General features: G+C 59.7%; 14 protein-coding genes. All 14 read left to right on the forward strand.

All coding sequences use genetic code 11. From position 1 onward, the window contains the following. The first annotated feature begins 100 nt into the window (after positions 1-100). Complete coding sequence (gene ftsH / locus AC0CW1_RS12875) at positions 101-1,906, forward strand: ATP-dependent zinc metalloprotease FtsH (protein ID WP_488183430.1); 1,806 nt, start codon at positions 101-103, stop codon at positions 1,904-1,906. A 109-nt stretch (positions 1,907-2,015) separates the two neighbouring features. Then, a complete protein-coding gene (gene ndk, locus AC0CW1_RS12880) occupies positions 2,016-2,465 on the forward strand; it encodes a nucleoside-diphosphate kinase (protein WP_488183431.1) in 450 nt (149 codons plus the stop codon). Positions 2,466-2,863: 398 nt separating this feature from the next. Further along, a complete protein-coding gene (locus AC0CW1_RS12885) occupies positions 2,864-4,525 on the forward strand; it encodes an ABC1 kinase family protein (protein ID WP_488183432.1) in 1,662 nt (553 codons plus the stop codon). Between the two features lie 102 nt (positions 4,526-4,627). Next, positions 4,628-4,861, forward strand: coding sequence for a hypothetical protein (locus AC0CW1_RS12890; protein WP_488183433.1), 234 nt, complete (start codon positions 4,628-4,630; stop codon positions 4,859-4,861). Positions 4,862-5,000: 139 nt separating this feature from the next. Continuing rightward, positions 5,001-5,906, forward strand: a complete 906-nt coding sequence (locus AC0CW1_RS12895) for a TIGR01777 family oxidoreductase (protein ID WP_488183434.1) — start codon at positions 5,001-5,003, stop codon at positions 5,904-5,906. Between the two features lie 363 nt (positions 5,907-6,269). Continuing rightward, a complete protein-coding gene (locus AC0CW1_RS12900) occupies positions 6,270-6,665 on the forward strand; it encodes a thioesterase family protein (protein ID WP_488183435.1) in 396 nt (131 codons plus the stop codon). Between the two features lie 99 nt (positions 6,666-6,764). After that, on the forward strand, positions 6,765-8,435 hold the full coding sequence (locus AC0CW1_RS12905) for a formate--tetrahydrofolate ligase (protein ID WP_488183436.1): 1,671 nt from the start codon (positions 6,765-6,767) through the stop codon (positions 8,433-8,435). Positions 8,436-8,734: 299 nt separating this feature from the next. Then, positions 8,735-9,193, forward strand: a complete 459-nt coding sequence (locus AC0CW1_RS12910; protein ID WP_488183437.1) for an HD domain-containing protein — start codon at positions 8,735-8,737, stop codon at positions 9,191-9,193. A gap of 97 nt (positions 9,194-9,290) precedes the next feature. After that, complete coding sequence (gene folP, locus AC0CW1_RS12915; protein ID WP_488183438.1) at positions 9,291-10,421, forward strand: dihydropteroate synthase; 1,131 nt, start codon at positions 9,291-9,293, stop codon at positions 10,419-10,421. 26 nt (positions 10,422-10,447) lie between these two features. Then, positions 10,448-11,308, forward strand: a complete 861-nt coding sequence (folK, locus tag AC0CW1_RS12920) for a 2-amino-4-hydroxy-6-hydroxymethyldihydropteridine diphosphokinase (RefSeq protein WP_488183439.1) — start codon at positions 10,448-10,450, stop codon at positions 11,306-11,308. Between the two features lie 289 nt (positions 11,309-11,597). After that, entirely contained in the window at positions 11,598-12,443 is an 846-nt protein-coding gene (gene panC, locus AC0CW1_RS12925) for a pantoate--beta-alanine ligase (RefSeq protein ID WP_488183440.1), read from the forward strand. A gap of 3 nt (positions 12,444-12,446) precedes the next feature. After that, positions 12,447-12,845: an aspartate 1-decarboxylase gene (gene panD / locus AC0CW1_RS12930; RefSeq protein ID WP_488183441.1), complete on the forward strand. Its 399-nt coding sequence runs from the start codon at positions 12,447-12,449 to the stop codon at positions 12,843-12,845. Positions 12,846-13,058: 213 nt separating this feature from the next. Continuing rightward, positions 13,059-13,979, forward strand: coding sequence for a quinolinate synthase NadA (nadA, locus tag AC0CW1_RS12935; protein WP_488184152.1), 921 nt, complete (start codon positions 13,059-13,061; stop codon positions 13,977-13,979). 81 nt (positions 13,980-14,060) lie between these two features. Continuing rightward, positions 14,061-15,665: an L-aspartate oxidase gene (nadB, locus tag AC0CW1_RS12940; protein WP_488183442.1), complete on the forward strand. Its 1,605-nt coding sequence runs from the start codon at positions 14,061-14,063 to the stop codon at positions 15,663-15,665. Positions 15,666-15,702 lie beyond the last annotated feature (37 nt).

Raw genomic sequence — 15,702 nt, forward strand, 5'->3', positions numbered from 1 at the left:
AGCGGGGAATGGCCGAATTTTTCCAAAAACTCGCTGGCTGATCCAGACCGGAAGGCCCTCGCCTCCTGAGCAGGATTGGGACAGTGGGAGGAGGTTACACGTGAGCCGGATCGTCAAAAACCTGGCAATCTACATCCTCATCGTTCTCTTGGCCATATCCGTGTTACGGGTGACCAAGACGCCGGAACCGGCAAAGGAACAGATCAGTTATACGCAGTTTTACCAGTTGCTCGTCAGGGATCAGATCAAGGAACTGACGGCCGTTTCCGAGCGGGACCGCACGGAGATCAGCGGCGTGAAGGCGGACGGTAACAAGTTTATCACCGTTGGACCGGTGGATATCAAACGCGTCACCGACATCGCCCTTGATAAACAGATCCCCTTCAACCAGCAACCGGCCCCCGAACCTCCCTGGTGGACGGGGCTCTTCTCGACGCTGTTGCCCATCCTGGTGCTGGTCGGCCTCTTTTTCTTCATGATGCAGCAGACCCAGGGCGGCGGCTCGCGGGTGATGCAGTTCGGCAAGAGCCGGGCGAAGCTGCACACCGATGATAAGAAGAAGGTCACCTTCGAAGATGTGGCAGGCGCCGACGAGGTCAAGGAAGAACTCCAGGAAGTCGTCGAGTTCCTGAAGCACCCCAAGAAGTTTGTTGAGTTAGGCGCCAAAATCCCCAAAGGCGTCTTGCTCTTCGGCCCCCCCGGAACAGGCAAAACCTTGCTGGCCCGGGCTGTCGCCGGCGAGGCTGGCGTTCCCTTCTTCAGCATCTCGGGCTCTGATTTCGTTGAGATGTTCGTCGGTGTCGGCGCATCGCGCGTCCGCGATCTCTTCGAGCAAGCGAAAAAGAACTCTCCCTGCATCGTCTTCATCGACGAGATCGACGCAGTCGGTCGCCAACGCGGCGCCGGCCTGGGCGGCGGTCATGATGAACGCGAACAGACCTTGAACCAGTTGCTCGTTGAGATGGACGGCTTCGCCGCCAACGAAGGCATCATCATCATCGCCGCCACGAACCGTCCTGACATCCTCGACCCGGCGCTCCTCCGCCCTGGCCGTTTCGACCGCCAGATCGTGGTGGACCGGCCCGACATCCGAGGCCGCAAAGAGATCCTTGGCGTCCATGCCAAGGGCAAACCCCTGGACGAGACGATCGACCTTGACGTGCTGGCTCGCCGGACCCCCGGCTTCACCGGCGCCGACTTGGCCAACATGATCAATGAAGCGGCTCTCTTGGCTGCCCGGCGCAGCGTTAAAAAGATCAGCATGCACGAACTGGAAGACGCCATTGAACGGGTCATCGCCGGTCCCGAGAAGAAAGCCCGTGTGATCAGTGATTTTGAGAAAAAACTGGTCAGCTACCATGAGGCAGGCCATGCCCTCGTCGGCGGACTGTTGGAACATACCGACCCCGTCCACAAGATCTCCATCATCCCGCGGGGGCGGGCAGGCGGCTACACCTTGCTGCTGCCGGAGGAAGACCGTCATTACATGACCAAGTCCCACCTGCTCGATCAGGTGACCATGCTGCTCGCTGGCCGCGTCGCCGAAGCGCTGGTCCTCAAAGAGATCTCCACAGGCGCCTCGAACGACCTGGAGCGAGCGACTGACCTGGTGCGCAAGATGATCACCGAGTTTGGCATGTCCGATGAATTGGGTCCCCTTACCTTCGGCCACAAGCAGGAGGCGGTCTTCCTGGGCCGTGACCTCGCCCGCGACCGCAACTACTCGGAAGCGGTGGCCTTCTCCATCGACAAGGAAGCGCGGCGGATCATCGAGGAATCCTACGAAAAGGCGAAGAAGCTCCTCGAAGAGAACATGAGCAAGCTTCACCTGATCGCCCAGACGCTCATGGACAAGGAGACCATTGAGGCCTCCGAGTTCACCGAACTGCTGCAAAAAGTCTCTTAATCAAAGGGTTTCCTGGCCCGTATACCGGGGGCCGGGGCGATGCCTCAGCTCCCGGTTTTATTTATGACGGGAAGATCAAGAATCTTGTGAAAAAGGGGAACAAGCTGAAATGGAACGCACTTATCTCATGATCAAACCTGACGGCGTACAACGCGGACTCGTCGGGGAAATCATCAGCCGCTTCGAGAAAAAAGGCTTCAAACTGGTGGGCATGAAATTCCTCCGCCTGACCAAGGAGATGGCGGAGAAGCACTATGCCGAGCATGTGGGCAAGCCCTTCTTCACCGGTCTTGTCGAGTACATCACTTCCGGCCCTGTTGTGGCCATGTGTTGGGAGGGGAAAGACGTCGTCTCCGTCTCCCGGGACATGATGGGCGCCACCAACCCTGCCAAGGCAGCCCCGGGAACCATCCGCGGCGCCTATGCCGTCGATATCGGCCGCAACATTATCCATGGATCCGATTCTCCGGCTTCTGCCGAGCGGGAACTCTCCATCTACTTCGACCCGGCCGAACTGGTCGAGTGGGACCGGAGCCTGCAAGGCTGGATCGTGGAGTAAACATCCTTTCGTTATCCAAAGAGCTGGCGCGTGACGCGTCGGCTCTTTTTGATTTCCTTTCCCTTCGATTTGCGGGAATGAAACAAGCAGGAATCGGCTTGGCTGGAGACGAATACACTATAGATATCTCGGTTTCTGTATTGGGCGAGAGCTTTGAGGTAGCGCTAAAGAACATTTCGTAAAAACTCCCTTGTCAGATCGCCATTTCCGAATGATTACGGAATCTGGAATGTTAAGGTATCAGAAAAACCTTTACAAATCCGTCTCGTTCCTTATACTTTAAAAATAACCATGATATTTATCACACAACGACAGACGATGTCGCGAATCCGCTCCGTTCACAGCATCCTTCGCGCGCGCAAAAGGTTTCAACGAAGCATAATTCAAGGAGCGACTTCATGAATCGATACTATCGCATCTGGCGCATTACCAGCATGTTTGTTCTCTTCTTCATCCAGTTTTGGTGGCTCAGGCGCCGGGAGGGTCGCTTAGACCGGGAAGAGCGGGCACAACGCTGGTCAAGCCTCTACCACCGAATGGGTATCCGCTTCTGCAAAACCGCGACTGAACTGGGAGGTCTCCTGATCAAGGCAGGCCAGTTCTTCGCCACCCGGGTGGACGTACTTCCCGTCGAAGTGACCAGTGAGCTCTCCCAACTGCAGGATGCCGTCCCGCCTGCGCCCTATGAGCACATTGAAAAGACCATCCGCGAGGACCTGGGGCAGGCGGTGGAGGCGCTCTTTACCGAGTTTGATCCGACGCCATTGGCGGCTGCGTCGCTAGGACAGGTTCACCGGGCCCTGCTTCCCACCGGCGAACAGGTGGCCGTGAAAGTGTTGCGGCCCCAGATCCATGAGATCATCCAGGCTGACTTCGAAGCCATCCAGTTGACGATGCTTCTGGCCAAAATCTTCACGGATATCTCCAGCCAGATGGACATGGACGCGATTTACCGGGAGATGCAGCAGACCTTCTCCGACGAACTCGATTACCGGCTGGAAGCGTCTCATGCCGAACGATTCCGTAAAAACCTTGCCGTCTTTGAGAATGTGTACATACCGAAGATCTACAGCAAATACTCCACCCGCCGCATCCTCACCATGGAATTCATCGACGGGCGCAAGGCGGATGATTACGAGTTTCTTGAAGCAAACGGAATCGAACGCAAGGAGATGGGTCAGCGCCTGATCCGCCTCTTCTTGCACATGATCGTCAATGACGGCTTTTTTCACGCCGACCCGCATCAGGGCAACCTCTATGTGAAGGCAGACGGCACCCTGGTCGTCCTCGACTTCGGCATGGTCGGCGAGATCACCCCACTGGCCAAAGAGAATCTGAAGAACCTGCTCTTTTCCGTTGTCGAGCGAGACAGCGAAAAGATGGTGGAAGCCATGGGCAACCTGGGCTTCTTACGCCCAACGGCAAACCGCAACCTGGTGCGGCGGGCGATGGAGTTCTTCCTGGAGCACCACTCACCGGAACAGATGAAGGAGATGGAGAGGACCAAGAACCTCGGTCCTCTCGGCTCTGAAATCCGCGAATTCATCTACGATCAGCCCATGCAGATCCCGGCCCATATGATCTTCTTAGGCCGGGCTGTCCTTACCGTCACCGGCGTGGCCTTCGGCCTTGACCGGGAGATGGACGCGGAAGTCGCTGCGCCCTATATCAAAAAGCTCATGGATGACACCGATGGTGGCCTGACTGGATTGCTGCTGAACCGAGCGAAGAACTACGGTGCCACCTTGGTCGGCTTGCCGACGCTGATGCACCGTACATTGAAAAAAGCCGACCTTGGTGACCTGCATGTGAAAGTCAGCAACCTGGGCGATATCCAGCGGGGGGTCATGTTCCAAAGCCGCCTGGCCAACCGGATCGTCCTCGCCATCTTAACCTCCACATCCCTCATCTGCGCCACCCTCTTCTATACACAACTCTTCTTTGTCGAGGCGGAGGCCGCCGCACTGATCGGCGCCTTGTTCGGTTCGCTCCTGCTCTGGTCCTCCCGCCAGAAGCCGCGCGATTCAAGCCAGCCCCTGAACCGTTACGGTCCCTTCTAAGCGTTCAATTCCATTTTATATATCCGCGCGATCACCGCAGCGGCAGTAAACCCAAGTTTCTCAATGCAATCCCCGACAGAAGTGAAGGAGGTGAGCGCTACAATGGTGGAGGCGCAAAACCTGAACGGGTGTGAACAGAAAAAAACCCTGGGCGCCTGGGAATTCTCCATCAAAGAGACAGAAGACGGATTTACGATCAACATCAAGGGCGACAAAGAACGACTGCGGGCAAAACGGGAGGCCATCGAAGCCTTCAAAGAGTTTCAACGCAAAGCTAAGAAAGCCGGTTTTCATCATCCCCTTTTTCATTTTTTCAGCCATCTTGACCGGGAATAGACTCGGCAGATAAACATCATTTTTTGCTATCATACCGATAAGGAGCCGCGCTTTAAGCGATGCTCCTTATTTCATTTCCTTCATAAATGTGCGTAGGGGCGGTAATGGCTGCGGCGATGCGGCAAAGGAGGATGGTTGAGTGAATATCCTGATCACAGGGGGGACAGGCTTTGTCGGTGGCGCCCTTGTCGATCACTTGATCAAGAAGGGTCATCACCTGTCGCTGTTGTCGCGGAGCGAAGGAAAAGACCGGCGAGTCCGCTGGTGGTCGATGAAGAATGGTTGCTTTCCGGCGGAATCTTTGGACGATGTGGAAATAGTCATCAACCTGGCTGGGGAAAATATTGGTGGCAGCCGATGGACGGATGCGACAAAAGCCCGTATCATCGACAGCAGAGTCAAACTGACAAGCCAGATCGTCTCTGCCTGCCAGAAACAGCGGGAACGGGGCGACAGCGGCCCTAGACTGTTGATCAACGCATCGGCTGTGGGCTATTATGGAACAGACGAGCAGGCCACCTTCACAGAGGACGATGGGCCCGGCAACGGCTTTTTGGCGGAAGTCTGTCGCCAGTGGGAGGCAGAGGCCGAAGCGGCGACGCTCTTCGGGATACGCCTGATCCGGTTGCGCCTGGGCGTCGTTTTGGCGCCTGGCGGGGGGATGCTGGCAAGAATGGACAAGCTCTTTCGCCTCGGCTTGGGCGGCGTCGTCGGATCAGGACGCCAGTGGCTCTCCTGGGTTCACCGTGACGATGTGCTCGCCGTCATCGACAAGGTCATGGAGGTAGCATCGATGTCTGGCGCCTATAACCTCTGCACCCCCAACCCAGTAACAATGGCGGAATTTTCCCATGCCTTAGCGGCGCGATTGGGGGGGCGGGCGTGGGCAACCGTTCCGGCTTTTGCCCTCCGGCTGGCCTTTGGCGAGATGGCCGACGAGATGCTGCTCAACGGCCAGCGCGTCCTGCCGGAGCGGCTCATTGCGGGAGGCTATCCGTTTCGTTATCCGACGGTCGAAGAGGCGTTGGCGGCGATTTACCGGTAGCATTGCCGCTTAGCAACCCATTCAGTGCGTCAGGCTTGCGAGGAGTTTTCGCCGATCCTTTTGCGGTAAACCTGGGTGTATTAGCTCCGTTCGCTAAGGGCTGGGCGGCTGTTCGCTTGGTTGTTGCGCGGGCGCGCCAAACCTCTGGGGTATTTGCGATTGTCATGGCGCGCTTTTCCGCTCCGCAACCTGCGCTCTCGACGCCGCTCCGCCCAAACCGCTCACTCCGCTAATACACCCGGGGTTACCCTAAGTGTCACATTGCTTTTATCGTTCACTCCGCTATGCGCGTAGAAAGAGCGATCTTGGCAAATTATCGTCACGGCAGGTAACTCAAGTCACTACAGTAAGGAGGCATCACGAATGGAAAACATTAAAATTGGACTCAAAGGTTTTAAAGAGGAGAAGGTCACTGCCGACAATACGGCCATCAAGTATGGGTCGGGCGGCGTCGCGGTCTATGCTACGCCGGCGATGATCGGACTGATGGAAGGGGCCGCCCTGGCGGCTGTCGACCCGCTGCTTCCGGAAGGGATGGCGACGGTGGGGACCTACATCGCGGCGAGCCATCTGGCGGCGACCCCTGTGGGGATGACGGCGCGCTGCGAGGCGGAACTGACCGAGGTGGACGGCAAGAAGCTGGTCTTCAAGGTCGTCGCCTATGACGAAGCCGAAAAGATCGGTGAAGGCGTGCACCACCGTTTTGTCATTCAGACGGAGCGTTTCCTGGCCAAGCAAGCGGCCAAATTAAAAGGCTGATCGTTTCGACGTTTCAGAACCAATCCTTGATGATTGGAAGGAAAAACAGCCCAATCGCCGAAATAAGAGGGACGATCAACAGTGTAGGAGGGGCCTCCCTTGAAGACAGACATCGAAATCGCCCAGGAGGCGACGCTGCAACCGATTATGGATGTGGCGCGCAGTCTCGGCATCCCTGAGAACGAAGTGGAACTGTACGGCAATTACAAGGCCAAAATCTCCTTGAAAGCGTTCGACCGGCTGAAAGAGCGCCGGGAGGGGAAGTTGATCCTCGTTACCGCCATCAACCCGACGCCGGCCGGCGAAGGGAAAACGACGACGACGGTCGGCCTCGGTGACGCCTTGCACCGTCTAGGGAAAAAGGTGGTCATCGCCCTGCGGGAGCCCTCTCTGGGACCCAGCTTCGGCGTCAAGGGCGGCGCCGCCGGCGGCGGCTATGCCCAGATCGTCCCCATGGAAGATATCAACCTCCACTTCACCGGTGATTTCCATGCCATCACATCGGCCCACAACCTGCTGGCCGCCATGCTCGACAACAGTTTGCAGCAGGGCAACCCCTTGAACATCGACCCCCGGCAGGTTGTCTTCCGCCGGGTGCTCGACTTGAACGACCGGGCGCTGCGCAAGGTGATTGTCGGTCTGGGCGGTCGCACCGACGGCGTTCCCCGTGAGTCCGGCTTTGACATCACTGTCGCCTCGGAGATCATGGCCATCCTCTGCCTATCCAAGGATCTGATGGACCTGAAAGCGCGCTGCGCCAAGATCGTCGTCGCCTACACCTATGACGGCAGGCCGGTCACCGCCGCTGACCTGGAGGCCCAGGGCTCCATGGCTGTCCTGCTCAAAGACGCCATCAAGCCGAACCTCGTCCAGACCTTGGAGCACACGCCGGCCTTCGTTCACGGCGGTCCTTTCGCCAACATCGCCCATGGCTGCAACTCTGTCACGGCGACCCAACTGGCCCTGAAGTTGGGCGACTACTGTGTCACTGAGGCCGGTTTCGGCGCCGACTTGGGGGCAGAAAAGTTTTTCAACCTCAAGTGCCGCTTCGCCGGGCTGAAACCGGATTGCACCGTCATCGTCGCCACCGTCCGGGCGCTCAAGTCCCACGGCGGTGTCGCCAAAGCTGACCTGAACCGGGAGAACCTGGAGGCCCTGGCAAAGGGCTTCGGCAACCTGGAAAAACATATTGAAAACGTAGCCAAGTTTGGTGTGCCGGCTGTCGTGGCCATCAACGCCTTCCCGACGGACACCAAGGCGGAACTCGATTACGTCTATGAACGGTGTCGGCAGATGGGCATCGATGTGGCCCTGTCCGAGGTGTGGGCCAAGGGCGGCGAGGGCGGTCGCGAACTGGCCGAAAAAGTCGTCGCCGCCATCGAGACGAAACCCTCCAATTTCGGCGTCCTCTATGACAGCAATCTGCCGATCAAGGAAAAGATCGCTGCTATCGTCCGCGAGGTCTACGGCGGGGAAGCCGTCGCTTATACCGCAGAAGCGGAGAAGCATATCAAGACCTTCACCGATCTGGGTTACGGCGCCTTGCCGGTCTGTATGGCCAAGACACAGTACTCCCTCTCGGATGACATGACCAAAATCGGTCGTCCCGAGGGCTTTACCGTCACGGTCCGGGAGGTGCGCCTCTCGGCAGGGGCCGGCTTCCTCGTCGTCATCACCGGCGCGATCATGACCATGCCGGGCTTGCCGAAAGGGCCAGCCGCCTGTTCTATCGACATCGACGAGAACGGGAAGATCGTGGGGCTCTTCTGATCGCCGAAGTCAGCGAGGCAGCCACCGCAAACAGCCATCCCCGGGATAAGAACCGGGGATGCTTGTTTTCCACCGATCGATGTACCCACCTACGTACCAGTCACCCAACCACCAGTCACCCACGTATCAGTCACTCAATCACCAGTCACCTATTTATCAATCACCCATTGACCATTTACTCATGCGAACTCACCCATCATTTCGATCGGAAAAACGTTCGGGAGGGGACTCTGCTGGAACGGGCGCAAAAAATCCTGGATCATCCGCGCTTCATTGATTGCCTTTCCCGCAATGAGGAGATGGAAGCGAGCCGCCGCTTCTGTCGTCATGACATGACCCATCTGCTCGATGTGGCTCGTATCGCTTATATCCTCGCCCTCGAAGAACCGGAGGACTATGACGCCTTTGCCTGTTTTCTCGGCCACCCTGGCCGGAGTCAGGCGGCCAAAGAGGTCATCTATGCAGCGGCCCTCCTGCACGACATGGGCAAGTGGAAACAATACGAAGACGGCGAAGACCACGCCGAGGTGGGGGCGCGCCTCTGCCTGGGTGTGCTCGAGGAATGCGGCTACAGCGAGATCGAGAAGGCCGTCATCGCCGAGGCCATCGTCAACCACCGGAAAAAAGGGAAAAACCGCAGCGACAGCTTCCTGGGGCGGATCCTCGCCTTGGCGGATGTCCACTCGCGACTCTGTTGCCGTTGCGGTGGAAAGGCGGAGTGCCGCTGGCGGCTGAAGCAGGAACGGCTGGTATATTAGCTAGTTTATTAAAAGAGATTTCATCTTCCTGGGGGGAGGGATTGCGATCAAAACGGTACAGATCATCGAAGTCCAACACAGCGAGGAACTTACGCGGTTGATCGATGGCATCGGCTGTGATCCCGCCGGTACGGCCATCATGGCCGACAAGGGGATACACCGCATCCTCCGGGTCAACGGCGTGCCTGCCAAGGCAGCCAACCTGCTGAAACAGGAGATGCTGGCCCGGGGCGGCGACTGCGCGGTCCGACGGCAGACCTGTACCCTGACTGTGGAGGAGACGGACTGCATCCTCATGGGCACCGAACGGCAGTACCGTGACCTTAGCCGCAAGCTGCGCATGCAACCCTTTGGACTCAAGGGGTTGGCCGACCGGATCGAGGGGGCGCTTCGGCGTTACGACGGGCGGCGGTCCTATCGCCTCGACTGCCGCGGCAGAGAACTGGCCCTAGGTGAGCGGACTCTGGTGATGGGCATTTTGAACCTCACGCCCGACAGCTTTTCCGATGGCGGTTCCTACCCCTTTGTCCGTGATGCCTTGCGGCGGATGGAGGAGATGGTGGCCGAAGGGGCCGATATCATCGATGTGGGCGCCGAATCGACACGGCCCGGCCATCGAGCCCTGACGGCGGAAGAGGAAATGGAGCGGCTCATGCCCTTTTTGCGGGAGATCGTCGCCAACTGCCCCGTCCCCGTCTCCGTCGACACCTACAAGGCAGCGACTGCAAGGCAGGCGCTCGACGCAGGGGCGCATATCATCAACGATATCTGGGGCTTGCAATTCGACCCGGAGATGGCCAAGGTCGCTGCCGAGTACGGCGCGCCTGTCGTGGTGATGCATAACCGCCGCGACACGGAGTATAGCGACCTGATGGGCGAGATGGTCGCCTTCCTGGAAGAGAGCCTCCAGATCGCGGAAGCGGCGGGGATCCCGCCGGAGGCGATCATCGTCGATCCGGGCATCGGCTTCGGCAAGACCTACGAACAGAACCTCGACGTGATGAACCGGCTCGGAGAACTGCGGGTGCTCGGCAAACCGATCCTCCTCGGCGCATCGCGCAAGTCCCTCATCGCCCGCACCCTCGACCTGCCCCCCCATGACCGGGTCGAGGGGACCTTGGCCACAACCGTCCTTGGCATCGCCAGGGGGGTCGATATCATCCGGGTCCATGATGTTCGGCCCAATGTGCGGGCGGCTCGCATGGCCGACGCCATGGTCCGCCGGTAACGATCGAAAGGGCGGGTGAAAACGCGATGGATCGCATCCTCTTAAAGGGCATGTCTTTTTACGGCTACCATGGCGCCTTGCCGGAAGAACAGGTGTTGGGGCAAACGTTTCGGGTGGACATGGAACTGGAGGTTGACCTGCGCCAGGCTGGCAAGAGCGACGCCGTAGAGGATTCCGTCCACTACGGCGAGGTCTACAACCGGGTGAGGGCCATCATGGAAGGACCGCCCCGGGCGACGATCGAGGCCGTCGCCGAGGCCATCGTCATTGCCGTCTACCGCGACTTTCCCACGGTCCGGGGCTTGAAGGTCTGCGTTGAGAAACCGAAGGCGCCCGTGCCCGGTCTTTTCCAGTCCATGGCCGTCGAGATCAACCGGCCGGCGCCGATCCGCTGTTACATCGCTTTGGGGAGCAACATGGGCGACAGGACGGCAAACCTCTCCGAGGCCTTGCGCCGGCTCCAGCGGACGCCCGGCGTGGCCGTCATCGACCACTCCTCCTGGTATGCCACGAAACCGGTCGGCGTCGTCGACCAGGATGATTTCCTCAACGGCGCCGCCGCTTTGCTCTCCTGGCTGTCGCCGCAGGAACTGCTGGCGTTGCTGTTGGAGACGGAGCAGGCTATGGGGCGCGTTCGGGTCATCAAGTGGGGGCCGCGCCTGATCGACCTCGATCTGCTTCTCTACGGCGACGCGGTCATCGAAGAGGAAAATCTCACCGTTCCCCACCCGTTGATGGCGGAACGGGGCTTCGTCCTCGTCCCGCTGGCGGAGATCGCCCCTGAAATCCGCCATCCCGGCGGCCAGACGACGAGGCAACTCTTGGAACGTTTGCCCGACAAGGCAGATGTGGTCTTGCATGTCCCCAAGAGCTCCGTTACAATATAATATGTCCATCTCCGGGTCGTACGGAAGGGACTGTATTCCCCCCTGCGGGAAGCGGTACCCCTCTGACTGGCGTTTCGCCACCCGGAAACCGGCGCCGCTGGCGTCGGTTGAATGGTTTAACCGATATGCTAGGCAACCGCTTGAAACCGCTTGAAACCGCTTGGAGCCCCCGGGGACCGAGACGGCGGGTAAAATGAAGCAGGTCTAGATTGTTTTGATCAACAAGGACCTTCTTCCCGCACCGTGTCCGGACGGGCATTCGTGGCGGGGAGGAGGTACTTATTTTTTTATGCGACTGATCGAAAGCATCCGAGAGATGACCGCCTGGTCCAAAGAGCAGGCGCGGCAAGGCCATACGATCGCCTTCGTGCCGACCATGGGCTATCTGCATGAAGGGCACCTCACCCTGATGCGCCGCGCTCGAGAGGCCTGTGACCGCGTCGTCGTCAGCATCTTCGTCAACCCCCTCCAGTTCGGCGCTGGGGAAGACTATGAAGAGTACCCGCGAGACCTGACCCGGGACAGCCGTTTGGCCGAATCAGTCGGTGTCGATGTGATCTTCGCTCCCTCTGCCCGGGAGATGTATCCAAAGGGCTACCATACCTTTGTCGATGTGGAGCGCCTGACGGAAGGCCTTTGCGGCGCCTCCCGGCCGGGACACTTCCGGGGCGTCACCACCGTCGTCTGCAAGCTCTTCAACATCGTCCGGCCTGATGTGGCCTGTTTCGGTCAGAAGGATGCCCAGCAGTTGGCCATCATTCGCCGGATGACGGAAGACCTGAACCTTCCCGTCTCCATCGTCGGCGTTCCCATCGTCCGCGAGAGCGACGGCCTGGCCATGTCCTCGCGCAACGTCTACCTGTCGCCACAGGAGCGGCAAGCGGCCCTGGTTCTCTCGCGTTCGCTGGCGCGCGTTCGGGACCTTGTCGAGAGCGGCGAGCGGGACGCCGGGAAACTGCGCCAGGCGATCACGGAGACGATCGCGGCGGAACCGCTGGCGGCCATCGATTATGTCGCCATTGTGGACAACCGCTTTATCCAGCCGGTGGACACATTGACTGGCGAGTGCCTCATCGCCCTGGCGGTGCGCATCGGCAAGACGCGGCTCATCGACAACATCGTCGTGGAGGTGTAACCCATGAACCGGATCATGCATAAATCAAAAATTCACCGGGCCACCGTCACCGAGGCCAACCTGAACTATGTGGGCTCCATCACCATCGACGAGGACCTGATGGACGCCGTCGACGTGCTGGAGAATGAAAAGATCCAGGTCGTGAATAATAACAACGGCGCCCGTTTCGAGACCTACGTGATCCCCGGTCCGCGCGGTTCCGGCGTAATCTGCCTCAACGGCGCCGCCGCTCGCCTCGTCCAGCCAGGAGACAAAGTTATCTTGATCACCTATGGCATCTATGACGACGCGGAAGCACGCCAGCACCGACCGACGGTCATCTTTTTAGACGATCAAAACCGCATCATCGCCGACACTTGCCGTGAAAAAGCGGGGGAGACGGCTCCAACAGGCGAAGCCTAATCGAACCGTTCCCATGCATTCGCCTGTGCCGGAAGCGCCTGTCGCAAGCGGGGAAAGCTCGCCAAAGGAACTGGACTTGTCGGCCCGTTGGCGATTGTATACATGTCACTTGGTTGACAATCAAAAGTCTGCTGGGCTAGAATAAAGCATACCTTTGCCTGTCTGGTTGACAGACCGGAAACCGAAAGGGGTAGGCCCTTGAGTCCTCGCGCGATGGATCCGGAGACGGTCGCGGCGCTGTCCGACACCGTCGCGAAACTGAAAAAAGAGCGCAATGCTGTCATTCTAGCCCACGTCTACCAGCGTCCGGAGGTGCAGGACGTGGCCGATTTTGTCGGCGACTCCCTGCAACTGGCCCAACAGGCTGCTAAGACCGACGCTGACGTGATCGTTTTTTGCGGCGTTCACTTCATGGCCGAAAGCGCCGCCATCCTCTCGCCGGAGAAGATCGTCCTGCTCCCGGAAGAGAACGCCGGCTGCCCTATGGCCGATATGGTCACTGCCGACGCCTTGCGCAAACGCAAAGCGGAGATCCCCGGCGTTCAGGTGGTCGCCTATGTGAACACATCGGCCGCCGTGAAGGCGGAATGCGATATCTGCTGCACCTCGGCCAACGCCCTCAAGGTGGTGTCGGCCCTGCCTGAAGACCGGCCGATCCTCTTCGTGCCGGATCGCAACCTCGGCAATTGGATCACGAAGCAGACCGGTCGTCCGATGAGCCTCTGGGAAGGCTATTGCAACACCCATGACCGCCTTAGCGTCGACGATATCGAGCGGGCCAAGGCGGCCCACCCGGACGCCGAAGTGCTCGTCCATCCCGAATGCCAGCCCGAAGTGGTGGCCAAGGCTGATTTTGTGGCCTCCACGACCGGCTTGATTCGCTATGCGCTCGAATCGCCGCGAAAATCCTTCATCATCGCCACCGAAGAGGGTGTCCTGCACCCGCTCCGCAAACAAGCGCCCGAGAAGGAGTTTCACCTGGCGGCGCGGACCCTGATTTGCCCCAACATGAAATCGACCAGCCTCGAAAAAGTGGTCTGGTCGCTCCAAGAGATGCGGCCGCGCATCACCGTCGATCCCGTCATCCGGGAAAAGGCGTTGCAAAGCCTGGAGCGCATGCTGGCCATCGTCTGACGCAATAGGGAAGAGACAGCGAAAAGGCAGCTGTCGGCGCGATGCCGGCGGCTGTTTTTCCATCGTAAGGGGGCCTGTGGAGTGTTCCGGCGTTACCTTGTGCCTTTCGAGCCAGACCAATTGCCAGAACGGGAAACGGACTTTTTAATCGTCGGCAGCGGCATCGCCGGCCTGTACACGGCATTGCAAGCCGTCGCCTATGGTCGGGTGTCCCTGCTGACCAAACGCAAGGTGGAGGACTCCAACACGGGACAAGCCCAGGGTGGGATCGCCGCCGCCTTGGATCGTGGCGATTCGCCCTCGCTGCACCTGCAGGATACCCTCAAGGCTGGCGCCGGCCTCAATGACGTGATGGCTGTCGAGGTGCTTGTCAGCGAGGGACCGACCCGGGTGGAAGAACTGATCCGGATGGGCACCCAGTTCGACACGATCGAAGGGGAACTGGCTTTGACCCGGGAGGGGGCCCACTCGCGCCGACGCATCCTCCATGCCAGCGGCGACGCCACCGGCGAGGAAATCCGCCGCAGCCTCTGGGAACAGTGTCGGCAACATGAGCAGATCGAGCTCTTTGAAAACACCCAACTGATCGACGTGCTGCGCGACAAGGCGGGCCACTGTGCGGGATTGTTGGTGTGGAACGCCGAATTGGGCTTACATATCCACCGGGCCAAGCTCACCGTCCTGGCGACCGGCGGCAATGGACAGTTGTACAAGCTCTCGACGAACCCCGAGGTGACGACCGGTGACGGCATCGCCGCCGCCTACCGGGCCGGCGCATCGGTCATGGACCTGGAATTCGTTCAGTTCCATCCCACCGCCCTCACCCAGGAAGGCCAGCCGCCCTTTTTGATCTCCGAAGCGGTCCGCGGAGAAGGGGGAAAGTTGCGCAACAGCCGGGGCGAGCGGTTCATGCCCCGTTACCACGAACTGGCCGAACTGGCCCCGCGCGATGTGGTCGCCCTCGCCATCTGGAAAGAGATGGCCGAAACGGGCGCCCCCTCGGTCTTTCTCGACGTGTCCCATATGAGCGAGGAGGAGTTTTCGGGCCGCTTCCCCTGGATCTTCCGGACCTGCCGCAGTTACGGCATCGCTGTTCCCGAAGCGCCGATCCCGGTCGCGCCGGCGGCCCACTACTTGATGGGCGGAGTGCGCACCGACCTCTGGGGGCAGACCGATATCCCGCGCCTCTATGTCTGCGGCGAGGCCGCCTGCAACGGCGTCCACGGCGCCAACCGCCTCGCCTCCAACTCGCTGCTTGAGGGGCTCGTCTTCGGCGCCCGCATCATCGAGGGCGGCTTGCGCTGGCTCGAATCGTGGCCCCAGCGGGAACTCGCTCACGGCCCCTGGGGGAATCGGGCGCTCTTTGAGCGACTGCCGGACGGCGAGAATCCTCGCGCCGCCGACCGGGTCGCCAACTCGGTCCAGCAGATCATGTGGGAGAAGGTCGGCCTCTGGCGCTCGGCCGACAGCTTGACGGAGGCCCTGGCTGATCTGGTCACCATCGATGAGCGGGAGGCGGTTCAAGGGACGGTGACGCGGGCCATGGAAGCGGCCAACATGCACCTGCTCGGCCGATTGACCGCCCGTGCGGCTTTGCTGCGCAATGAGAGTCGGGGCGGCCACTACCGCGTCGATTATCCCGAACGGTGCGACACCTGGCTGCGCCACATCCTCTTGTCCTGTTAAGGAGCAGAGCAGCGAAGTACCCTATGTCCATAGGTTT

Source organism: Heliomicrobium sulfidophilum (assembly GCF_057715735.1).

Excerpts from the sequence above, each read along its gene's own strand:
- AC0CW1_RS12900 (WP_488183435.1), top strand. The coding sequence starts at position 6,270 with ATGGAAAACATTAAAATTGGACTCAAAGGTTTTAAAGAGGAGAAGGTC.
- AC0CW1_RS12885 (WP_488183432.1), top strand. The coding sequence starts at position 2,864 with ATGAATCGATACTATCGCATCTGGCGCATTACCAGCATGTTTGTTCTC.
- AC0CW1_RS12910 (WP_488183437.1), top strand. The coding sequence starts at position 8,735 with ATGGAAGCGAGCCGCCGCTTCTGTCGTCATGACATGACCCATCTGCTC.
- ndk (WP_488183431.1), top strand. The coding sequence starts at position 2,016 with ATGGAACGCACTTATCTCATGATCAAACCTGACGGCGTACAACGCGGA.
- AC0CW1_RS12890 (WP_488183433.1), top strand. The coding sequence starts at position 4,628 with ATGGTGGAGGCGCAAAACCTGAACGGGTGTGAACAGAAAAAAACCCTG.
- nadA (WP_488184152.1), top strand. The coding sequence starts at position 13,059 with ATGGATCCGGAGACGGTCGCGGCGCTGTCCGACACCGTCGCGAAACTG.
- panD (WP_488183441.1), top strand. The coding sequence starts at position 12,447 with ATGAACCGGATCATGCATAAATCAAAAATTCACCGGGCCACCGTCACC.
- panC (WP_488183440.1), top strand. The coding sequence starts at position 11,598 with ATGCGACTGATCGAAAGCATCCGAGAGATGACCGCCTGGTCCAAAGAG.
- folK (WP_488183439.1), top strand. The coding sequence starts at position 10,448 with ATGGATCGCATCCTCTTAAAGGGCATGTCTTTTTACGGCTACCATGGC.